Source organism: Actinomadura harenae (assembly GCF_003696215.1).
Lineage (GTDB): Bacteria > Actinomycetota > Actinomycetes > Streptosporangiales > Streptosporangiaceae > Spirillospora > Spirillospora harenae.
In genome coordinates this window covers 1-23,517 of record NZ_RFFG01000112.1, presented here as the reverse complement: position 1 = coordinate 23,517, position 23,517 = coordinate 1, and the positions used below count along the sequence as shown (strand labels likewise).

Annotated in this window: 9 protein-coding genes and 1 tRNA gene; 9 read left to right on the top strand and 1 reads right to left on the bottom strand. The window is 73.6% G+C overall.

What is annotated here, in order from left to right; all coding sequences use genetic code 11:
• Positions 1-415: LuxR C-terminal-related transcriptional regulator (locus EBO15_RS36395; protein WP_233616685.1), on the top strand; the 415-nt coding region annotated here is incomplete at its 5' end.
• A 121-nt stretch (positions 416-536) separates the two neighbouring features.
• Here EBO15_RS36395 and EBO15_RS36390 read toward each other — a convergent pair.
• Positions 537-611: transfer RNA gene (locus tag EBO15_RS36390), tRNA-Leu, on the bottom strand.
• A 212-nt stretch (positions 612-823) separates the two neighbouring features.
• Between EBO15_RS36390 and EBO15_RS36385 the strand changes: the two genes are divergently transcribed.
• The 8 genes from EBO15_RS36385 to EBO15_RS36350 form a co-directional block, all read left to right on the top strand.
• The gene (locus EBO15_RS36385; protein ID WP_199745026.1) at positions 824-2,146 is read left to right on the top strand and encodes an aminotransferase-like domain-containing protein; all 1,323 of its coding nucleotides are present in this window, start codon (positions 824-826) and stop codon (positions 2,144-2,146) included.
• A 185-nt stretch (positions 2,147-2,331) separates the two neighbouring features.
• Complete coding sequence (dpgA, locus tag EBO15_RS36380; RefSeq protein ID WP_122199022.1) at positions 2,332-3,486, top strand: 3,5-dihydroxyphenylacetyl-CoA synthase DpgA; 1,155 nt, start codon at positions 2,332-2,334, stop codon at positions 3,484-3,486.
• Positions 3,487-3,497: 11 nt separating this feature from the next.
• Positions 3,498-4,199, top strand: coding sequence for an enoyl-CoA-hydratase DpgB (gene dpgB / locus EBO15_RS36375; RefSeq protein WP_233616684.1), 702 nt, complete (start codon positions 3,498-3,500; stop codon positions 4,197-4,199).
• Positions 4,196-5,485, top strand: coding sequence for a (3,5-dihydroxyphenyl)acetyl-CoA 1,2-dioxygenase DpgC (gene dpgC / locus EBO15_RS36370; RefSeq protein WP_122199020.1), 1,290 nt, complete (start codon positions 4,196-4,198; stop codon positions 5,483-5,485). Before dpgB ends, dpgC begins: the two co-directional genes overlap by 4 nt.
• Complete coding sequence (gene dpgD / locus EBO15_RS36365; RefSeq protein ID WP_122199019.1) at positions 5,482-6,297, top strand: enoyl-CoA-hydratase DpgD; 816 nt, start codon at positions 5,482-5,484, stop codon at positions 6,295-6,297. The genes dpgC and dpgD overlap by 4 nt, the downstream gene beginning before the upstream one ends.
• 84 nt (positions 6,298-6,381) lie before the next feature.
• Positions 6,382-6,606, top strand: coding sequence for an MbtH family protein (locus tag EBO15_RS36360; RefSeq protein WP_122199018.1), 225 nt, complete (start codon positions 6,382-6,384; stop codon positions 6,604-6,606).
• Between the two features lie 47 nt (positions 6,607-6,653).
• Positions 6,654-8,936: an ABC transporter ATP-binding protein gene (locus EBO15_RS36355; protein WP_122199017.1), complete on the top strand. Its 2,283-nt coding sequence runs from the start codon at positions 6,654-6,656 to the stop codon at positions 8,934-8,936.
• Positions 8,937-9,067: 131 nt separating this feature from the next.
• Positions 9,068-23,517 (top strand): non-ribosomal peptide synthetase (locus tag EBO15_RS36350; RefSeq protein ID WP_147481819.1); only part of this gene is annotated, 14,450 nt, incomplete at its 3' end.

Here is a 23,517-nt window from a genome sequence, read left to right as displayed (position 1 = left end):
GGCCTTCCGGGCGCCCGCGCCGTCCCCGTCCGAGGCGCCCGCCCCGTCCGAGGAGTCCGACCGGTCCCCGCCCGGGTTCCGCCTGCCGCCCGACGCCCGGTTCATGCTCGAGGAGCCGGCCGTGCCGGAGGAGGCGGCCACGGCCGAGGGGCCGACCGGTTCCAGGGGGCCGGGCGCGTCCGGCGCGCCGGACCCGGCCCCGGACCCGCTGACCGGGCTCAGCGAGGCCGAACGGCGGGTCGCGAGGCTGGCCGCGGGCGGCTTCACCAACCGGCAGATCGCGCGTCGGCTGCACGTCACGGCCAGCACCGTGGAGCAGCACCTGACCAGGATCTACCGCAAGCTGCGGATCCGCCGCCGCACCGACCTGCCGCGGGTCTCGCCCGACCTCCCGGCCACGCCCGCCGAGGCGTGACCACCCGGATCGTGACCGCCCTGATCGTGACCGCCCGCGCCGCGGCCCGCACCCGCCCGGCGCCCGATTCCGGACGCGCCGTCCCCGGACGGCCCGAGTGCCGCCCGGGGGACGCGACGCGTGCCCCCGATCGGAATTGAACCGACAGCCAAAACCCTTTTAAGGGGTTCGCCTCTACCAATTGGGCTACGGGGGCGTGGTGATCGTAACTTCGTCCGGACTCGGAACTCAACGCGCCCGCGGGCTGCGCATTCCCGCGTCCAACCGGCGATTCAGACGCTTGGACAATGGACCCGAGCGGCCCGGCTTGGACAATGCGGCCGTCCTTGTTCGGCTCCGTCGCCGCATGTCATGCTGGCCCGGATTTCGCTCCTGGCCAGCCTACGACCAATGCCGTCTGGGGTCCCAATGACCGATCAGCTTTTGGCGCGGGACGGGGTGCTCCGGAAGGAGACCCTGCACGCCAGCGTCGCCAGTCCGCTGCTGGACACGATGACGTTCCTGAACGAGATCACGCTGCGCTATCCCGCGGCGGTCTCCTTCGCGCCCGGCCGTCCCTATGACGGCTTCTTCGGCAACGAGCAGATCTTCGGATACATGCGCCGCTATCTGGACCACCTCGCGGACCAGGGCCGCTCGGAGGAGGAGATCCGGACCGTGCTGTTCCAGTACGGTCCGACGCCCGGCCTGATCCGCACGATCATCGCCGACTGGCTCGCCCGGGACGAGGGCGTCGAGGTCCCGCCGGAGTCGATCGTGGTGACGGTCGGCGCGCAGGAGGGCATGCTGCTCACACTGCGCGCCCTGTTCGCCGGCCCCGAGGACGTCCTGCTCGTCGCCAGCCCCTGCTACGTGGGCATCACCGGGGCCGCGTGCCTGCTGAACCTGCCGGTCACCTCGGTGCCCGAGCGCGCCGACGGCCTGCACCACGCCGACGTCGAGGCGGCGATCCTGGCCGAACGGGCGAAGGGACGCCGGGCACGCGCCCTCTACGTCGTCCCCGACCACTCCAACCCGTCCGGCACCACCATGGACCCGCAGGCCCGCCGGGACCTGCTCGACCTCGCCGCCCGGCACGGCATGCTCGTCCTGGAGGACACCCCGTACCGGCTGGTCAGCCCCGGGCCCCCGCACCCGACCCTGAAGTCCCTGGACCGCGACCGGGGCGTGGTGCACATCGGCTCGTTCTCCAAGACGGTCTTCCCGGGCGCGCGCGTCGGGTTCGTGATCGCCGACCAGCGGGTGGTGGACGCCCAGGGGCGGAGCGGACTGCTGGCCGACGAGCTCGCCAAGATCAAGAGCATGGTCACGGTCAACACCCCGGCGCTGAGCCAGGCCGCCGTCGCCGGCGTCCTGCTCGCGGCGGACGGACGGCTGTCCCGGTTCAACGACCCGAACGCCGAGTACTACGGCGACGCCATGCGCACGACCCTGGAGGCGCTGGAGCGGCACCTGCCGCCCGCCCGCCGCGCCGCCCTCGGCGTCGACTGGAACACCCCCACCGGCGGCTTCTTCATCCGCGTCGACGTGCCGTTCGACGCCGACGAGGCGGCGCTGGACCGTTCGGCACGCGAGTTCGGGGTCATCTGGACGCCCATGGCGTACTTCCATCCCGAGGGCGGCGGCCGCCGGCAGCTCCGGCTGTCGACCAGCTACCTGACCGCCGAGCAGATCGACCAGGGCATCGCCCGGCTCACCCGCTTCATCGAGGCGCACGCGCCGCGTCTGTGACCGCCGTGCCCATGACCGGCGTGCCCATGACCGGCGCGTCCGTGACCGGCGCGTCGCCCGACCGCGGCCACCGAACCGACACCAGACCCATCACACCGACACGACCCATCGCACCGAAGGAGCAGCACCGTGCACAGCACACGTTGTCCGCGCAGCAAGCCACGGATGTGGGGGTGGACCTTCCGATGACCGTCCTCGTTCAGGAGACCGCGCCCGAACGGGCGCCCGCCCGCGTCCTCGCCCGCATCGCCGGGGTCGGCACCGCCAGCACGGCGGAGGTCCACACCCAGTCCGAGGTCCTCGAGGCGCTCGGCGTCACCGACCCGAAGGTGCGGTCGGTGTTCCTCAACAGCGCCATCGAGCGCCGCCACCTCACGCTGCCCGAGCCCGGCCCGGACGGCCTGCGCCATCCCGAGCCGCAGGGCGACCTGCTGGACAAGCACAAGCGGCTGGCCCTGGAGATGGGCGCCGAGGCGCTCCTGGCCTGCCTGCAGAACGCCGGCCGCAGCCTCTCGGACCTGGCCCACCTGACCTGCGTCACCACCACCGGCTTCCTCACCCCCGGCATCAGCGCCCTGCTGATCAGGGAACTCGGCATCGACCGGCATTGCAGCCGCGCCGACATCGTCGGCATGGGCTGCAACGCGGGCCTGAACGCCCTGAACGTCGTCAACGGCTGGTCCGTCGCGCACCCCGGCGAGCTCGCCGTGGTGCTCTGCACCGAGGCGTGCTCGGCCGCCTACGCCCTGGACTCCAGCATGCGCACCGCCGTGGTGAACAGCCTCTTCGGCGACGGCGCGGCCGCGGTCGCCCTGGTCTCCGAGGCCACCGCCCCCTCCACCCCGGCCGACCCCTCCACCCCGTCCACCTCGCCGGGCCCGTCCACGGCGAGTGGGGACGGGCCGCGGATCCTGAAGTTCGCCAGCTGCATCGTCACCGACGCGGTGGACGCCATGCGCTACGACTGGGACCGCGACCAGGGGCGGTTCAGCTTCTTCCTGGACCCGCAGATCCCCTACGTGGTCGGCGCGCACGCCGAGATCGTCCTGGACCGGCTGCTGGACGGCACGGGCCTGCGCCGCAGCGACATCGGGCACTGGCTCGTCCACTCCGGCGGCAAGAAGGTCGTGGACGCGGTCGTGGTGAACCTCGGGCTGCGCCGGCACGACGTGCGGCACACCACCGGGGTGCTGCGCGACTACGGGAACCTGTCCAGCGGATCGTTCCTGTTCTCCTACGAGCGGCTGGTCCGCGAGGGCGTCACCCGGCCCGGGGACTACGGGGTGCTGATGACGATGGGGCCGGGCTCCACGCTCGAGACGGCGCTGGTGCAGTGGTGAGAGGAGACGACGTGCTCGACGGCAGGGACGACGTGCTCGAAGGTGGGAACAGCGTGTTCGACGATCTGGAACTGCGTGTCGACGGCTCGCGTCCGTTCGACGCCGACACGGTCGCGGCCGCGGCCGCGGTGTGCGACCGCGCCGAGGACCACGGCGGACCCGGCGTCGTCCTGGTCCACGTGTCGGGCGCGCCGGCGCCGGGCTGGACCGACGGGCTCGACCTGCCGACGGTGAACCGGTGGGAGCGCGTGCTGCGGCGGCTGGAGCGGTTACCCATGACCACGGTCGCGGTCGCCGCGGGCGACTGCGGCGGCGCCGCGCTGGACGCGCTGCTGGCCACCGACCGCCGGATCGCCCGGCCCGGGACGCGGCTGCTGGTGCCGTCCGAGCGCACCGCGACCTGGCCGGGGCTGGCCCTGTTCCGGCTGGTCAACCAGGCGGGCGCGGCGCGGGTCCGCGGGGCCGTGCTGTTCGGCACGCCCATCACCGCCGAGGAGGCCGCCGCGATCGGCCTGGTCGACGAGGTCACCGACGACCCAGCCGTCGCCCTGACCGAGCTGGCCCGCCGCGACGGCGTCCACTCGGGCCCGGAGCTGTCCATCCGCCGCCAGCTCATGCTCGACGCGGTCACCACCAGCTACGAGGACGCCCTGGGCGCGCACCTCGCCGCGTGCGACCGGGAGCTGCGCCGGTCCGTCGGGGTCCGTTCGTGACCGCTGTGACCGAGCCGGGCCTCTGGGAGGCCGCGGCCCGGTTCGAGGACCTGCTGGACGTGACGCCGCCGCCCGCCGGCCGCACGGCCGCGCAGCGTGCCGCGCTGGACGCCGAGGCCGAGGCCGTCCGGCGGACGCGGATGCGGTTCATGGACGAGCACGCCGAACAGGTCTACGACCGGCTCACCGACGGCCGCACCCGGTACCTGCGCATCCAGGAGCTGGTCACGGCGGCCGCCGACGCCTACCCCGGGCTCGTCCCGACCGCCGGGCAGCTGGCCGCCGAACGATCCCGCCCGCAGGCCGACAAGGAAGGCCGGGAGATCGACCAGGGCATCTTCCTGCGCGGTGTCCTGCGCTCCCCGGTCGCCGGGCCGCACCTGCTGGAGGCGATGCTCACGCCGACCCGGCGGGCGCTGGACCTGCTGCCGGAGTTCACCCGCACCGGGAGCCTGCGGATGGAGGCGGTCGGGCTCGAACGCCGCGACGGCGTGGCGTACCTGACGCTCTGCCGGGACGACCGGCTGAACGCCGAGGACGAGACGCAGGTCGACGACATGGAGACCGCCGTCGACCTGGCGCTGCTCGACCCGCAGGTGCGGGTCGGGCTCGTCCGGGGCGGCCCGATGAGCCACCCCCGCCATGCGGGACGGCGCGTGTTCAGCGCCGGGATCGACCTCAAGGCCCTGCACGCGGGCGGCATCTCGCTGGTCGGCTTCCTGCTCCGCCGGGAGCTCGGCTACATCAGCAAGATCATCCGTGGTGTCCGGGCGCCGGACGGCGAGCCGTGGCACTGGCCCACCCGGGACAAGCCCTGGGTGGCGGCGGTCGACGGGTTCGCCATCGGCGGCGGCACCCAGCTGCTGCTCGCCTTCGACCACGTGATCGCCGCCGCGGACGCCTACTTCAGCCTGCCCGCCGCGCAGGAGGGGATCATCCCGGGCGTCGGGAACCTCCGGCTCGGGCGGTTCACCGGCCCCCGGGTGTCGCGGCAGGTCATCCTCAGCGGCCGCCGGATCTGGGCCACCGAGCCGGACGCCGCGGGCCTGGTGGACGAGGTCGCCCCGCCCGGCCCGGACATGGACGCCGCGGTCGAGCGCGCGGTGGGGCGGCTCCAGGGCCCGGCCGTGGTGACCAACCGCAGGATGCTCAACCTCGCCGACGAGCCGGTCGAGGGGTTCCGGCGCTACATGGCCGAGTTCGCGCTGCAGCAGGCGCTGCGCATCTACGGGCAGGACGTGCTGGCCAAGGTCGGCCGGTTCTCGGCGGGAGCCCGGCGGGCATGACCGGTCATCCCGCCCCGGCCGGCAGGCGCGTCCGCTACGAGAAGAAGGACCACGTCGCCCACGTCACCCTGGACCGGCCGGACGTCCTCAACGCCATGGACCTGCGCATGCACGAGGAACTCGCGCAGGTCTGGGACGACGTGGAGGCCGACGACGCGGTCCGCGTCGTGGTGCTGGCCGGGGCGGGCGACCGGGCCTTCTCGGTCGGACAGGACCTGAAGGAGCGCGCCCGGCTCGGCGAGCAGGGCGCGCCCGCGACCACGTTCGGCAGCCGGGGCCTGCCCGGATGGCCCCGGCTGACCGAACGGTTCACCCTGTCCAAGCCGGTGCTGGCGCGGGTTCAGGGGTACGCGCTGGGCGGCGGGTTCGAGCTCGCCCTGGCCTGCGACCTGATCGTCGCCTCGTCGGACGCGGTGTTCGGCCTGCCGGAGGCCAGGCTCGGCCTGGTCCCCGGCGCGGGCGGCGCGTTCCGGCTGCCCCGGCAGATCCCCCTCAAGGCCGCGATGGGCCACCTGCTGACGGGACGGCGCATGTCGGCGGCGCGTGCCCTGGAGTACGGCCTGGTCAACGAGGTCGTCCCGGCCGAGCGGCTGGACGGGTGCGTGGCGGGCTGGGTGGAGGACCTGCTGGCCTGCGCGCCGCTGTCGCTGCGCGCCGTCAAGGAGGCCGTGGCGCGTTCGCTGGATCTGCCGCTGCCGGACGCGTTCACCGCCGACTACGTCTGGGAGCGGCGCCGCAGGAGCAGCGCCGACGCCGCCGAGGGGCCGCGCGCGTTCGCCGAGAAACGCCCGCCGCGCTGGCGGGGGAATTGATCTCGTCCAACGTCCAACTGTGCGCCTTGATGCACTTTCCGGAGCGTGGCTAGCGTGTCCGGTGAACCGATCAGAGGGGTGGACATGGCCAATCCTTTCGACGATGAGAACGGCACTTTCCTGGCGCTCACCAACGACGAGGGCCAGTATTCGCTGTGGCCGTCGTTCGCCGAGGTCCCGCAGGGCTGGACGATCGCGCACGGCGAGGACTCCCGGGCCGTCTGCCTGGAGTTCATCGAACAGAACTGGACCGACATGCGGCCGCTGAGCCTCGTCGAGGAAATGCGCCAGTACGAAAAGGCCGAGTGAATGTCGCCGTCCGGCCGCGGGTCGAGGAGAAATGAGGTTTCGCTGCCATGATCGGCGGTCCGGGTCCGGTGATGATGGGCGGCCCGATGGGGGACGGGCTGACCCGGCAGCGGGTGCGGCCCGGCACCCTCCGGCGCATCCTTCCCTACGCCCGCCCCTACCGGTGGCAGGTGACGGCGCTGCTGCTGCTCACCGCGCTCGGCGCGGGCGTGGTGGTCGCGATCCCGATGTCCTTCAAGGTCATCATCGACCAGGGGATCATCCCCGAGAAGACCTCGGTGGTGGTCTGGGTCGCGCTGGGCGTCGCCGGGCTGTCGGTCCTGGACGCGCTGATGCGCTGGGCCGACAGCGTGCTGTCGGCGCGCATCGGCGAGGGGCTGATCTGCGACGTGCGGGTCGAGGTGTTCGAGCACGTCCAGCGCCAGCCCTTGGCGTTCTTCGCCCGGACCCAGACCGGCTCGCTGGTCAGCCGGCTGAACACCGACGTGATCGCCGCGCAGCGGGCGATCACCGCGCTGCTGTCGAACGTGCTGTCCAGCGTGCTCACGCTCGCCCTGGTGCTCGGCACGATGTTCTACCTGTCCTGGCAGATCAGCCTGATCGCGCTCGCCGCGCTGCCGTTCTTCACCCTGCCCGGACGGCTGGTCGGGCGCAGGCTGCAGCGGCTCGTCCGTGAGTCGATGCAGCTCGACGCCGAGATGGGCGCGCTCATGCAGGAGCGCTTCAACGTCACCGGCGCGCTGCTGGCCAAGCTGTACGGGCGGCCCGGTGACGAGGCCGCGCTGTTTGGCCGCCGCGCCCGCCGCGTCCGCGACATCGGCGTGACCACCGCGGTCTACTCGCAGCTGCTGCTGATCACCGTCACGCTGATCGCGTCGCTGGCCACCGCCGTCGTGTACGGCATGGGCGGCGCGCTGGTCATCGAGCGGGACTTCCGGCTCGGCACCCTGGTCGCGCTCGCGACCCTGCTGGGGCGGCTGTTCGGCCCCATCAACCAGCTGTCGAACATGCAGGCCAGCGTGATGACGGCGCTGGTCAGCTTCGACCGCGTCTTCGAGGTGCTGGACCTCAAGCCCCTGATCACCGAGGCCCCGGACGCCCGTCCGCTGGGCACCGGCGACGACCGTCCCTCCGCCTCCGCCTCCGCCTCTGCCGCCTCCGCCTCTGCCGCCTCCGCCGGACCGTCCGGGGTGCGGGTGCGAGAACCCGCCGGGGCAGCCGTGGAAACGGCGGGCGGTGGTGCGATGGACATCGAGTTCGACGCGGTCTCGTTCCGGTACCCGAAGGCGAGCGAGGTGTCGGTCGCGTCGCTGGAGCTGTTCGGCCGGCCCTCGCCGAACGGCGGGTCCGGCGCGGGCGGCGCGGACGGCGCGGACGATGAGCCGACGCTGCGGGAGGTCTCCTTCCGCGCGCCCGCCGGGAGGCTGACCGCGCTGGTCGGGCCCTCCGGGGCGGGCAAGACCACGATCACGCACCTGGTGCCGCGGCTGTACGACGCGACGTCCGGAACGGTGCGGATCGGAGGCCAGGACGTCCGGGACACCACGCTGGACTCGCTGCGCGACACGATCGGGGTGGTCACCCAGGACGCGCACATGTTCCACGACACGCTGCGTTCCAACCTGCTCTACGCCCGCCCGGACGCCTCCGAGGACGAGGTCGTCGCCGCCTGCGAGGCGGCACGGATCTGGGGCCTGGTCGCGTCCCTGCCGGACGGCCTGGACACCGTGGTCGGCGACCGCGGCTACCGCCTGTCCGGGGGAGAGCGGCAGCGGATCGCCATCGCGCGGCTGCTGCTGAAGCAGCCGCGGATCGTGATCCTGGACGAGGCGACCGCGCACTTGGACTCCGAGTCGGAGGCGGCCGTGCAGCGGGCCCTGGCGACCGCGCTGGCGGGCCGCACCTCGCTGGTGATCGCGCACCGGCTGTCCACGATCCGGGAGGCCGACCAGATCCTCGTGGTGGACGGCGGCCGGATCCGCGAGAGCGGCACGCACGAGGAACTTCTCGACCGGGACGGCCTGTACGCCGAGCTGTGCCGGACGCAGTTCGCCGCCGCCCGCCCGATGCTCCGCGACGAGCCCGGACCCGCGGGCGGCCCGTTCCCCGGCCCCATGCCCGGAGGCCCGGTGCCGGGTGGGCCCTTGCCGGGCGGCCCGATGCCCGGTGGCCCGATGCCCGGCGGCCCGATGCCCGGCGGGCCCGTCCCGAACGGACCCGGCCCGGCGCCCCTGCCCATCGGCGGCCCGGCCCCAGGTTCCGGGGTGCCCGGCCCCAGGCGGGACGGGCAGGGACTGGAACCGCCCAACGGAGCGTCGCCGGGTCGCTGACGCCCCACCCCGTAACGCCCTGCCCGTGACGCCCCGACCGTGACGTCCGGACCGTCGACCGGCCCGCGTGCCCCGCCCGCACGGCGCGCGGGCCGGATCTTCCCCGCCCGTGTTCTTGGGAGAGGACCCAGATGACTTCCTTGTCTTCGCTGGCCGAGCTGTTCGAGGCCCAGGTGGCGCGGACACCGGACGCGGCGGCGGTGGTGTTCGGCGACGTCCGGTGGACCTATGCCGAACTGGACGCGCGCGCCGACCGGATCGCGCACGCCCTGCGCGCGCGGGGCGTCGGCCACGAGGACCTGGTCGGCGTCCTGCTGGACCGGTCCGCCGACCTGGTCGCGGTGCTGGCCGGCGTGCTGAAGGCGGGCGCGGCCTACCTGCCGATCGACCCGTCCTACCCGGCCGAGCACGTCGAGTTCATGCTCGCCGACGCGCGCCCGGCCACGGTCGTGGACGCCCCCTTCCTGGAAACCCTCACCGACACCGACACCGCCGGCGGCCCTGTCGGGGTGGACGTGTCACCTGACCAGCTGGCGTACGTCATCTACACGTCGGGTTCGACGGGTGTGCCGAAGGGCGTGGCGGTCACTCAGGCGAACGTCGCCGATTTCTGTGCCGCGAGTTGCTGGGGCGATGAGGTCGTCCGGCGTGTGCTGGTGCAGGCGAATCATGCGTTCGACGCGTCGACGTATGAGATCTGGGTGCCGCTGCTGCGCGGTGGTCGGCTCGTCATCGTGCCTTCGGGTGAGGTGGACGTCCGGGAGCGGGCGGCGTTGGTCGCCGAGCATGGTGTGACGAACGTGCACGCGACGGCCGGGTTGTTCGCGGCGCTCGCGGAGCAGGCTCCGGAGATGTTCGCGGGAGTCCGCGAGGTGTCCACGGGCGGCGACGTGGTGTCCCCGGAGGCCGTCCGAACCCTGCTCGAGGCGCACCCGGGGCTGGTGGTCCGCACCACCTACGGCCCGACGGAGACGACCGCGTTCACCACGGAACTCGCGTTCACCGATCCCGGCGAGGTGAACGGGACGGTCCCGCTGGGCGTCCCGATGGACAACGCCCGGATCCACGTGCTGGACCAGGCGCTGCGTCCCGTCCCGCCAGGGGAGATCGGCGACCTCTACGTGGCCGGTTCCGGCGTCGCGCGCGGCTACCTCGGACGCGCGGGGCTGACCGCCGAACGCTTCGTGGCCTGCCCGTTCGGCCCGGACGCGCGCATGTACCGGACCGGTGACCTGGCCCGCCGGACACCCGAGGGCCTCCTGGAGTTCGCCGGGCGCGCCGACGACCAGGTGAAGATCCGCGGGTTCCGGGTCGAGCCGGCCGAGATCGAGGCGGTCCTGGCCGGGCACGAGGCGGTGCGGCGCGTGGTGGTCGTCGTGCGGGAGGACCCGCCGGGCACCCGCAGGCTGGTCGCCTACGCCACGGTCGGCCCCCTGGCGGCCGGCGGCGCGTCGGACGACGGGATCGCCCGGCGGCTGCGCGACCACCTCGCGGAGAGGCTGCCCGAGCACCTGGTCCCGGCGGCCGTGGTCGTCCTTCCGGACCTGCCCGTCACGGTGAACGGCAAGGTCGACCGGGCCGCGCTGCCCGCCCCCGACTTCGCCGCGCACGGCGCCGGCCGCACCCCGGCCACCGCCGCCGAGGAGATCCTGTGCGGGCTGTTCGCCGAGGTCCTCGGCCTGGACACGGTCGGCGCGGACGACTCGTTCCTCGAACTCGGCGGCGACTCGCTGCTCGCGATGCGGCTGATCGGCCGGATCCGCGCGGCCCTGGACGTCGAGGTGGGCATCAGGGAGGTCTTCGCCGAGCCGACCCCGGCGGCCGTGGCCGGTCTGGTCGGCGCCGGGCGGCATCGGGCGCGTCCGGTGGCGCTCACCGTCCGGGAGCGTCCGGACCCGATTCCGCTGTCCTCCGCGCAGCGCCGGATGTGGTTCCTCAACCGGCTGGAGCGGGCGGGGGCGGGGGCCGCCTACACGGTCCCGCTCGTCCTCGGCCTGCGGGGCGGGGTGGACACCGACGCGCTGCGCGCGGCCCTCGGCGACGTGGCCGACCGTCACGAGAGCCTGCGCACGGTCTTCCCCGACGTGGACGGCGTGCCCCGCCAGCGGATCCTCGAGGGCCCGGCCGGACGCCCGGAACCGGTGGTCGAGCGGATCGGTGAGGAGGATCTCGACCGGGCGCTCGCGGCGGAACTGGGCCGCGGCTTCGACGTGACGCGGGAACTGCCATGGCGGGCACGGCTGCTCGTGCAGTCGGAGACGGACGCGGTGCTGGTGCTGGTCGCCCATCACATCGTCCTGGACGCGTGGTCCATGGGCATCGTCGCCCGTGACCTCGGCCTGGCCTACACGGCGCGGCGAGAGGGCCGCGCCCCCGACGGGGATCCGCTGCCGGTGCAGTACGCCGACTACGCGCTGTGGCAGCGGGACGTCCTCGGCGACCCCCGCGATCCCGCGAGCCCGATCGCGGCGCAGCTCGCGTACTGGCGTGACGCGCTGGCCGGCGCGCCGGAGGAGCTGACGCCGCCGGCGGACCGTCCCCGCCCCGTCCAGGCGTCCTACCGGGGCGCCGCGGTTCCGCTGGACGTGCCCGCCGGCCTGCACACCAGGCTGACCCGGCTGGCGCGGAGCAGCGGCGTCACGACCTTCATGGTCGTGCAGGCCGCCCTCGCGGCCGTGCTGTCCCGGCTCGGCGCGGGCCCCGACGTGCCCCTGGGGACGGCGGTCGCCGGTCGCGGTGACGCGGCGCTGGACGACCTGGCCGGATTCTTCTCGAACACGCTGGTGCTGCGCACCGACCTGCGCGGCGACCCGACGTTCGCGGAACTGCTGACGCGGGTGCGGGAGACCGACCTCGCCGCCTACGCGCACCAGGACCTGCCGTTCGAACGCCTGGTGGAGGAGATCAACCCGGCGCGTTCCGCCGCTCGCCACCCGCTGTTCCAGGTGATGCTGGCGCTGGACCACGTGCCCGAGGCGCAGGACGCCTGGGCCCCGTCCGGCCTGCGGATCCGGCGGATCCAGCCGCCCTCGGAGGCCGCCGCCGCACGGTTCGACCTGTCCTTCGTCCTCACCGAGACGCGCGGCGGGGAGGGAGGCGAGGGCGCCGGGATCACCGGGACCGTCGAGTACGCGGCCGAGCTGTTCGACGCCGACACCGTCCGGCTCCTGGTGGCCAGGCTCACCACCGTCATGGAGCAGGTGGCGGCCGACCCGTCCGTGCGGGTCGCCGATCTCGACGTCCTGGTCGGTGACGAGCGCGACCGGGTGCTGTCGGCGTGGAACGACACCGGTCGTCCGGTCATGGACGGGTCGCTGGCCGAGCTGTTCGAGGCGCAGGCGGAACGGACGCCCGACGCGGTGGCGGTGGAGTCCGGCGGCACGCGATGGACCTACGCCCAGCTCGACGCGCGCGCCAACCGGATCGCGCACACGCTGGCCGACCATGGCGTCCGGCGCGAGGACCTGGTGGCCGTGCTGCTGGACCGCTCGCCCGACCTCGTCGCGGTGCTGCTCGCGATCGCGAAGGCCGGTGCCGCCTACCTGCCGGTCGACCCGGCGTACCCGGCCGACCGCATCTCCTACATGGTCGGCGACGCCGCTCCGGCGCTGGTCGTGGACGAGCCGTTCCTGCGCTCGCTGAGCGACGACACCGCCCCCCTGCACGTCGATGTGCCCTGCGACCAGGCCGCCTACGTCATCTACACCTCGGGTTCGACGGGGACGCCGAAGGGCGTGGTGGTGTCGCATCGCGGCCTGGCCGGCTTGGCGGGGGCGCAGGTGGAGCGTTTCGCCGTGCGGTCGGGTTCGCGGGTGTTGCAGTTGGCGGCGCTGGGTTTCGACGCGTCGGTGTCGGAGATGTGCATGGCGTTGCTGTCCGGCGCGACGCTGCTGCTCGCCGACGCCGACCGGATGCCGCCGAGGGGACGGCTCGAACCGCTGCTGGCGGATCTGGGTGTGACGCACGTGACGGTTCCGCCGTCTCTGCTGGCCACGGTGGAGCAGTTGCCGGAGTGCGTGGAGACGCTGGTCGTGGCGGGTGAGGCGTGTCCGCCGGGGCTGGTGGAGCGGTGGGCGACCGGGCGGCGGATGGTCAACGCCTACGGCCCGACCGAGACGACAGTCTGCGCGACCATGAGCGCCCCGCTCGCACCGGGTGCGCCGGACGAGCCGGGTGCGCCGGTGACGATCGGCGGCCCGATCTGGAACACGTCCGTCTTCGTCCTGGACGAGGCGCTGCGCCCGGTGCCGCCCGGCGTGACCGGAGAGCTGTACGTCGCCGGGCCGAGCCTGGCGCGGGGCTACCTGGACCGGGCCGCGTTGACGGCCGAACGGTTCGTCGCGTGCCCGTTCGAGCCCTCGCGCCGCATGTACCGGACCGGAGACCTTGCGCGGTGGACCCGTGACGGTGAGCTGGAGTTCGGCGGGCGCGCCGACGAGCAGGTGAAGGTCCGTGGTTTCCGGATCGAGCTCGGCGAGGTCGAGAACGTCCTGTCCGCCCATCCGGGAGTGGAGCGGGCCGCCGTCGTGGCGCGCGAGGACCAGCCGGGCGTCAAGCGGCTGGTCGCATATGTGACCGGCGCGGCGTCCGGGGAGCGGCTCCGCGAACACGTGGCGGGGCGGCTGCCGGAGTACATGGTTCCGGCCGTCTTCGTCGTGCTGGACGAGTTCCCGGTGACGGCGAACGGGAAGCTGGACCGGGCCGCGCTGCCCGCGCCGGACCTGGCGGGGGCGTCGCGGGGCCGTGCGCCCGCGACACCCGCGGAGGAGATCCTCTGCGGGGTGTTCGCCGAGGTCCTGGGCCTGGACACGGTCGGCGCGGACGACTCGTTCTTCGCCCTCGGCGGCGACTCGCTCCTGGCGATGCGGCTGCTCGCGCGGCTCCGCTCGGTCGCCTCGACCGAGGTCGGCATCCGTGAGCTGTTCGCCGACCCGACCGTGGCGGCGGTCGCCCGTCTCGTGGACGGGCCCCGGGGGCGGACCCGGACGCCGTTGACGTCGGGCCGTCCGCGCCCCGGCGTCCTGCCGCTGTCGTTCGCCCAGCAGCGGATGTGGTTCCTCGACCGGCTCGAGCGGGGCGGGGCCGAGGCCGTCTACAACATCGGACTCGCGCTGCGCGTCCACGGAGCCCTGGACGCCGCGGCCCTGGACGCCGCGCTCGCCGACGTGGCCGAGCGGCACGAGAGCCTGCGCACGGTGTTCCCCGAACGCGGCGAAACGCCGACGCAACGGATCCTCGAAGGCGCCGCGGGCCGTCCGGTCCTGGCGCGCGGCACGACCACCGAAGCCGACCTGGACCGGGCGATCGCCGCCGAACTGGACCGGGGCTTCGACCTGACGGCCGAACCGCCGTGGCGGGCCGCGCTCCTGACGCTGACGGCGGACGAGGCGGTCCTGCTCGTGGTCGCCCACCACATCGCGGTGGACGGCTGGTCGATGGGAGTCCTCGCCCGCGACCTGGGAACCGCCTACGACGCGCGGCGCGGGGGACACGCCCCGGACTGGGAGCCGCTGCCCGTCCAGTACGCCGACTACGCCCTCTGGCAGCGCGAGGTCCTGGGCGACGGCGCGGACCCGGACGGCCTGGCGGCGGGCCAGCTCGCCCACTGGCGCGAGGCCCTCGCCGGAGCGCCCGAGGAACTGGCCCTGCCGACGGACCGCCCGCGCCCCGCCGTCGCCTCGTTCGCGGGCGGGACCGTACCGCTGCACCTGGACACCGACGTCCACGGCGCGCTCACCGGCCTCGCCCGACGCCACGGCGCGACCCTGTTCATGGTGCTCCAGACGGCGCTGTCGGCACTGCTGTCCCGGCTCGGCGCGGGAACCGACATCCCCCTCGGCACCCCGGTCGCCGGTCGCGACGAACCCGCCGCGGAAGGACTGGTCGGACACTTCCTCAACACCCTGGTGCTGCGGACGGACACGGCCGGCGACCCGACGTTCACCGAACTGCTGGCGCGCGTCCGGGAGACCGACCTCGCCGCCTACGCGCACCCGGACCTGCCGTTCGAGCGCCTGGTGGAGGAACTGAACCCGGCGCGGTCGCTGGCCAGGCACCCCTTGTTCCAGGTGATGCTGACCGTCCGGAACCTTCCCCCGATCCGGTGGGACCTGCCCGGTCTCGACGTGGAGGAGCTGCCGATCGAGGCGCTCCCCGCCAAGTTCGACCTCTCCCTGACCCTGGTCGAACGGGACGGCGGCCGGGACGGCCTGGACGGGACCCTGGAGTACGCCCGGGACCTGTTCGACGAGGCGTCGGCGCGGGCCCTGGCGGGGCGGTTCGTCCGGGTGCTGGAGCAGGTTGCGGCCGACCCGGACGCGCGGGTGGGGGACCTTGAGGTTCTGACGCCCGGCGAACGTGAGCTGGTCGTGGAGGGTTGGAACGACACCGCGCGCCCGGTGGTGGCGGGTTCGCTGGTGGAGCTGTTCGAGGAGCGGGTGCGGCGTTCGCCCGACGCGACGGCGGTGGCGTTCGGCCCGCAGCTGTGGACGTATGCGGAGTTGGACGCCCATGCGAATCGTGTGGCGCGGACGTTGCGTGCGTGCGGCGTGGGCCGCGAGGACCTGGTGGGCGTCCGTTTGGAGCGGTCGGCCGACCTGGTCGCCGTGCTGCTCGGGACGCTGAAGGCCGGGGCCGCGTACCTGCCGATCGATCCGTCGTATCCGTCCGAGCGGATCGCGTTCATGCTCGCCGACGCCCGTCCGGTCGTGGTGGTGGACGAGGAGTTCCTCGATGCCCTGAGCGAGGACGAGTCGCCGGTCGAGGTCGAGATTTCCGCTGGTCAGCTGGCGTATGTGATCTACACGTCGGGGTCGACGGGGACGCCGAAGGGCGTGGCCGTCACGCATGCGAACGTCGCCGACTTCTGTGGTGACGCCGCCTGGCGGGATGAGGTGCTGGAACGGACATTGGTCCAGGCCAACCATGCGTTCGATGCGTCGACGTATGAGATTTGGGCGCCGTTGCTGCGCGGCGGTCGGCTGGTCGTCGTGCCTTCGGGGGAGGTGGACGTGCGGGAGCGGGCGGCGCTGGTCGCCGAACACCGGGTGTCGCATGTGGTCGCGCCCTCGGGCCTGTTCGCGGCCCTGGCCGAGCAGGCCCCGGAGATGTTCACCGGCGTCCGCGAGGTACTGACCGGCGGCGACGTGATCTCTCCGATCGCCGTCCGGACCTTGCTGGAGGCGCATCCGGGCCTGGTGGTGCGAGCCACGTACGGCCCGACCGAGGCCACGGCGTTCACCACGCAGATGCCCCTGACCGACCCTCGCCAGGCCGACGGGATCGTGCCGATGGGCCGCCCGATGGACAACACCCGCGCCTACGTTCTGGACGAATACCTGCGGCCCGTCCCGCCCGGCGTGACCGGCGAACTGTATGTCGCGGGTGAGGGCGTCGCGCGCGGGTATGTGGGGAATCCAGCGCTGACGGCCGAACGGTTCGTGGCGTGCCCGTTCGGGCCCGCCGGGCGGATGTACCGGACCGGCGACCTGGTCCGCTGGACGGCCGATGGTCTGTTGGAGTTCGCGGGACGCGCCGATGACCAGGTGAAGATCCGCGGGTTCCGGGTCGAGCTCGCCGAGATCGAAGCGGTTCTGGCGGCGCACGACGCGGTGAGCCAGGTCGTCGTCCTCGCGCGTGAGGACCAGCCAGGGACCAAACGCCTCGTCGCCTACCTCGTCGCGGACGCCTCCGCCGACACACTGCGCGAGCACACGGCCGCCAAACTCCCCGACTACATGGTTCCGGCCGCGTTCGTCCTGCTGGACGAGTTCCCCATGACCACCAACGGCAAGGTCGATCGGACCGCGCTCCCAGCGCCCGACTTCAGGGCCCTGTCCACGAGCAGGGAACCGGTCACGGCGGCCGAAGCGGTCCTGTGCCAGGTGTTCGCCGAGGTGCTCGGCCTGGAGTCGGTCGGTGCGGAGGACTCGTTCTTCGAGCTGGGCGGCGATTCGATCATGTCGATGCTGGTGGTGTCGCGGGCCCGCCGGGCGGGCCTGGTCGTCACCGCCCGGCAGGTGTTCGAGCACAAGAATCCGGCCGCGCTCGCCCGGACGGCCCAGACCGACGCGGCGATCGCCCCGGAGGTCGTGGACGAGGGAACCGGCTCGGTTCCCTTCACTCCGGTGATGTGGGAGGTGGCCGGGCAGGGCGGCCTCAGCGGCGGGTTCTGCCAGTCGACGCTGGTGTCCGTCCCGGCCGATCTGGAGTGGGAACGCCTGGTCACGGCCGTGCAGGCCGTCCTGGACCGCCACGACATGCTGCGCGCTCGCTTGGACGAGGCCGAGGGGCGCTTGCTGGTGCCTCCGGCGGGTGCGGCGCGGGCGGAGGATCTGGTTCGGCGGGCTTCCACGCAGGACGACGTCGCGGCGGAACTCGGTGCGGCGGCGGGGCGGTTGGATCCGGGCGCGGGTGTGATGGTGCAGGTGGTGTGGTTCGACGCGGGACCCGCCACGTCCGGCCGGTTGCTGATCGTCGCTCATCACCTGGTCATCGACGGGGTGTCCTGGCGGATCCTCGTCCCGGACCTGGCGGCCGCCTACGAGGGCGGCGACCTCGACCCGGTCCCCACGTCCTTCCGGCGTTGGGCGGCCGGTCTCGCCGAGCAGGACCGGACCGGCGAGCTTGCGGAATGGACGCGGTTGCTCGACGGCGCGCAGACGTTCGTCGCCGACGCCACCGAGGGCCAAACGACGGGACGGGCTTCGGTCACGTTGACGGGGGAGACGGCGGCGGCGCTGCTCTCCGCGGTCCCTTCGGCGTTCCATGCCGGGGTGGACGATGTCCTCCTCGCCGGTCTGGTGGCGGCGCTCGCCGAGGGGCGCGACGGTCTGTCCGGTGGGATCCTGGTGGACGTCGAGGGCCACGGACGCGGCGCCGACGGGCTCGACCTGAGCAGGACGGTCGGCTGGTTCACCGCCGTCCACCCCGTCCGGATCGACCCTGCCGGCACCGACCCCGCCCAGGTGCGGGCGGGCGGCCCGGACGCCGGACGCCTGATCAAACTGATCAAGGAGCAGGTGCGCGCGGTCCCCGGCGACGGGCTCGGGTACGGGCTGCTCCGCCATCTCAGCCCCGACACCGCGTCCGTCCTCGCCGACCTTCCGTCCGCGCAGGTCGCCTTCAACTACCTCGGACGAACCGCGATGACCGGGGGCGACTGGCGGCCGGTCCCCGGGGGCATGGCGGCGGCGAGCGACATGGAGGCGGCCGGGACGCATGTCCTGGAAGCCGACGCGTTCGCCGAAGCCCTCCCGGACGGCACCAGGCTGACCCTCGAACTGACCGGTCCCGGCGGACGGTTCACCGGCGCCGCGCTCGACCGTCTGGCCGCGAGCTGGGCCGCCATGCTCGGCGGGCTGGCCGCGCACGCCGCCACGCCCGGCGGAGGCGGCCACACGGCCTCCGACTTCTCCCTGGTCACCCTCGACCAGGCGCAGATCGACGACCTGGACCAGGCCTGCCCGGGGCTCGTCGACGTGTGGCCGCTGTCCCCGCTCCAGGAGGGACTGCTCTTCCACGCCCACTACGACGGGCAGGGCGGCGACACCTACGTCGAGCAGCGCGTCCTCGACCTGGCGGGCCCGCTGAACCCGGACGTCCTGCGGGCGACCTGGACGGCGCTGCTGGACAGGCACCCCAGCCTCAGGGCCGGGTTCCGCCAGCCGGCCGGGCTGCGCCGGCTCATCCAGGTGATCGCCCGGGACGTGACCCCGCCGTGGCGTGAGGCGGACCTGTCCGGCGCGCCCGGACGGGAGGCCGAAGCGGCGGCGGACCGGCTGGCCGAGGAGGAACGGGACCGCGGCTTCGACCCCGCCGAGGCTCCGCTCATCCGGCTGCTGCTGATCAGGCTGGGGGAGGAGCGGCACCGCCTCGTCGTCACGATGCACCACATCCTGATGGACGGCTGGTCGCTGCCCGTCCTGTTCGAGGAGATGGAACAGGTGTACGCGGCGGGAGGCGGCACCGGCGGGCTGCCGCCGGCGACCTCCTACCGGGAGTACCTGTCGTGGCTCGCCCGCCAGGACAGGGACGCGGCCCGCGACGCCTGGCGGGAACTGCTCGCCGGTGTCACCGAACCGACCCTGGTCGCGCCCGGCGACCGGTCCACAGGCCAGGCCGCGCCCCGCTACGCCTACGCACGCGCGAACCAGGAGCTGACCGCCGCGCTCGGCGAGGTCGCGCGCCGGCACGGCGTCACCCTCAACACGGTCGTCCAGGCGTCCTGGGCGGTCCTGGTCGGGCTGCTGACCGGACGCGCCGACGTGGTGTTCGGCGCCTCGGTGGCGGGCCGCCCCGCCGAACTGCCCGGCGTCGAGCGGATACCGGGCCTGTTCCTCAACACCGTCCCCGTGCGCGTCCGGCTGGAGCCCGCGCGGTCCGTCGCCGAGGTGCTCACCGCGCTCCAGCGGAGCCAGTCCGAGGTCATCGACCACCACCACCTGGGGCTCGCGGAGATCCAGCGGACCGCGGGGCCGGGCGCGACCTTCGACACCCTGGTCGTCTACGAGAGCTTCCCCCGGAGCCCGGCCCGTCCCGCGGACGCCGGCGGCCTCCAGGTCACCGGCATGACGGGTGAGGACGCGGCGCACTATCCGCTGATCCTCGGCGTGATGCCCACAGGCGACCTCGAACTCCGGCTCGACTACCGGCCCGGCGCGATCTCCGGGCCCCTGGCGGAAAGCCTGCTCGACCGGTTCGTCCGGGTGCTGGAGCAGGTGGCGGCCGACCCGGACGCCCGGGTGGGGGACCTGGAGGTTCTGGCGCCCGGGGAACGTGAGCTGGTCGTCGAGGGCTGGAACGACACTGCGCGTCCGGTGGTGGCGGGTTCGCCGGCGGAATCGTTCGAGGCGCGGGCGCGGCGTTCGCCGGACGCGGTGGCGGTGGTGTTCGGGGACGTCCGCTGGACGTACGCCGAACTCGACGCCCGGGCGAACCGCGTCGCACGGACGCTGGTCGAGCGCGGTGTCCGCGGCGAGGACCTGGTGGGTGTCCGTTTGGAGCGGTCGGCCGACCTGGTCGCCGTGCTGCTCGGGACGCTGAAGGCCGGGGCCGCGTACCTGCCGGTCGATCCGTCGTATCCGCCCGAGCGGATCGCGTTCATGATCGCCGACGCGCGTCCGGTCGTGGTGGTGGACGAGGAGTTCCTCGGTTCCCTGAGCGAGGACGACACTTCCGTCGACGTCCGCGTGGGCGGTGACCGGCTGGCGTACGTGATCTACACGTCGGGGTCGACGGGGACGCCGAAGGGCGTGGCGGTCACGCATGCCAACGTCGCCGACTTCTGCGCCGCGAGCTGCTGGGACGACGACGTCATGCGGAGCGTCCTCGTCCAGGCGAACCACGCGTTCGACGCGTCGACGTACGAGATCTGGGTGTCGCTGTCTCGGGGCGGTCGGCTGGTCGTCGTGCCGTCCGGTGAAGTGGACGTCCGGGAGCGGGCGGCCTTGGTCGCCGAGCATGGTGTGACGAACGTCCACGCGACGGCCGGACTGTTCGCGGCCCTGGCGGAGCAGGCTCCGGAGATGTTCGCCGGAGTGCGCGAGGTGTCCACGGGCGGCGACGTGGTGTCCCCGATCGCCGTCCGCACCCTGCTCGACACCCATCCGGACCTCGTGGTGCGGACGACCTACGGGCCGACCGAGACCACCGCGTTCACCACAGAGCTTCCCTTCACCGATCCGGGGGAGGTTCCCGGCTCCCTTCCCCTCGGGCGTCCGATGGACAACGCCCGCGCCTATGTCCTGGACGAGTATCTGCGGCCCGTCCCGCCCGGTGTGACGGGCGAGCTGTATGTCGCCGGCTCCGGGGTGGCGCGGGGGTACATCGGAAAGTCCGCGCTGACGGCTGAGCGGTTCGTGGCGTGCCCGTTCGGTTCCGGCGGGCGGATGTACCGGACAGGTGACCTGGTCCGCTGGACGGGCGATGGTCTGTTGGAGTTCGCGGGGCGTGTCGATGACCAGGTGAAGATCCGTGGGTTCCGGGTCGAGCTGGCCGAGATCGAGTCGGTCCTGGCGGCGCATGACGCGGTGAGCCAGGTCGTCGTTCTCGCGCGTGAGGACCAGCCGGGGACCAAGCGTCTCGTCGCCTACCTCGTCGCGGACGCCTCCGCCGAAACGCTGCGCGAGCATGCGGCAGTGAAACTCCCCGACTACATGGTTCCGGCCGCGTTCGTCGTGCTGGACGAGTTCCCCGTCACGGTCAACGGCAAGGTCGACCGGGCCGCGCTGCCCGCACCGGACTTCGGGGCCCTGTCCACGAGCCGGGAACCGGTCACGCCGTCCGAGGAGATCCTGTGCGGTCTGTTCGCCGAGGTTCTCGGCCTGGAGTCGGTCGGTGCGGAGGACTCGTTCTTCGAGCTGGGCGGCGATTCGATCATGTCGATGCTGGTGGTGTCGCGGGCCCGCCGGGCGGGTCTGGTGGTCACGGCCCGGCAGGTCTTCGAGGAGAAGACGCCCGCCGCCCTCGCCCGGGTCGCCGAGGCCGAGGCCGCCGCGACCTCCGGTGAACAGGACGACGGCGTCGGGGACGTTCCGCTGACACCGGTGATGCGGGAGGTGGCCGGGCGGCACGGGCTGAGTGACACGTTCTCCCAGTCGATGGTCCTTGCCGTTCCGGCCGATCTGGAGTGGCAGCGCCTCGTCGGTGCGGTGCAGGCCGTCCTCGAACGCCACGACGTGCTGCGTGCTCGCCTGGACGAGGCCGGAGGGCGCTTGGTGGTGCCCCCGCAGGGAGCGGTGCGGGCAGAAGAGCTGGTCCAGCGGGCCGCCGGGCAAGACGTCGAGACGGAACTCCGCGCGGCCGCGGACCGGCTGGATCCGGGCGCGGGTGTGATGGTGCAGGCGGTGTGGTTCGACGCGGGACCCGCCACGCCCGGCCGGTTGCTGATCGTCGCCCATCACCTGGTCATCGACGGGGTGTCCTGGCGGATCCTCGCCCCGGACCTGGCGGCCGCCTACGAGGGCGGCGACCTCGACCCGGTCCCCACGTCCTTCCGGCGTTGGGCGACCGGTCTCGCCCAGCAGGACCGGACCGGCGAGCTTGCGGAATGGACGCGGTTGCTCGACGGCCCGCAGCCGAACCCCCTCGGTGAGCGGGCCCTCGACCCGTCCCGCGACACCGTGGGAGCCGGGACGCGCCGGGTGTCCCTGGCACTGCCGGAGCGCGTGGCCTCCGCGCTGCTGTCCACAGTCCCCTCGGCGTTCCACGCCGGGGTGGACGACGTTCTCCTCGCCGGTCTGGTGGCGGCGCTCGCCGAGGATCGCGACGGTCTGTCCGGTGGGGTCCTGGTGGACGTCGAGGGCCACGGACGCGGCGCCGAAGGGCTCGACCTGAGCCGGACGGTCGGCTGGTTCACCGCCGTCCACCCCGTTCGGCTGGATCCGGGAACCACCCACCCGGCCTGGGTGCGGACCGGCGGGCCCGCCGCCGGAACGCTGCTGAAGCGGATCAAGGAGCAGCGCCGCGCCGTTCCCGGTGACGGGCTCGGCTACGGGCTCCTGCGGTACCCGGGGCCGGACGCTCCGGCGCCTCTCGCAGGCCTCCCCTCCGCGGAGGTCTCCTTCAACTACCTCGGCCGGTTCACCGCGCCGGACGCCGACACCCCGGCCACGCGCCGCGACGCCCTGTGGCAGCCCGCCGGGACGGACGCGATGGGCGGCGTCGCCGACCCCGGCATGGCCCTGGCGTACGCGCTGGAAGCGGGCGGCATCGTGCTGGACCGTCCGTCCGGGCCTGAGCTGACGCTCTCGCTGGCCGCCCCCGCCGGGCTGTTCACGGACGCCGACCTGGACGACCTGCTCGCGGCCTGGGCCGCGATGCTCGACGGACTCGCCGCGCACTCGGCGACGCCCGGCGCGGGCGGGCACACGCCGTCGGACTTCCCCCTGGTGGCGCTCACCCCGGACCAGGTGGACGAGCTCGAACCGGGCCTCGCCGACGTGTGGCCGCTGTCCCCCCTCCAGGACGGGCTGCTGTTCCACGCCCGCTACGACGACCGAGCCGAGGACGTCTACCTCTGGCAGCGCGCGCTCGACTTCGACGGCCCCCTGGACACCGGCCTCCTGCGGACCTGCTGGCAGCGGCTGCTGGACCGGCACGCGAACCTGCGCGCGGCGTTCCGGCAGCCGGCGGGGCTCGACCGGCCCGTCCAGGCCGTCGCGCGGCACGTGGAGGTGCCCTGGCGCGAGGTGGACCTGACGAGCGGGGCCGACCCGGCGGGCTCCGGCTCCGCTCCGGGCCCGGACGGCCTGCTGGAGGACGAGCGGGCCCGCGGCCTCGACCTGGCGGCCCCTCCGCTGCTGCGGCTGCTGCTGGCCAGGCTCGGCCCGGACCGGCACCGCCTCGTCGTCACGATGCACCACATCGTGCTGGACGGCTGGTCGCTGCCGGTGCTGTTCGACGAGCTGTCCCGGCTGTACGAGGCGGGCGGCGACCCGTCCGTGCTGCCGCCCGCGACGTCCTACCGCGACCACCTGGCCTGGCTGGCGCGTCAGGACGCCGGCGCGGCCCGCGCCGCCTGGCGCGACGCGCTCGCCGGGGTCGCCGAGCCGACGCTGCTCGGCCCCGCCGACGCCGGGCC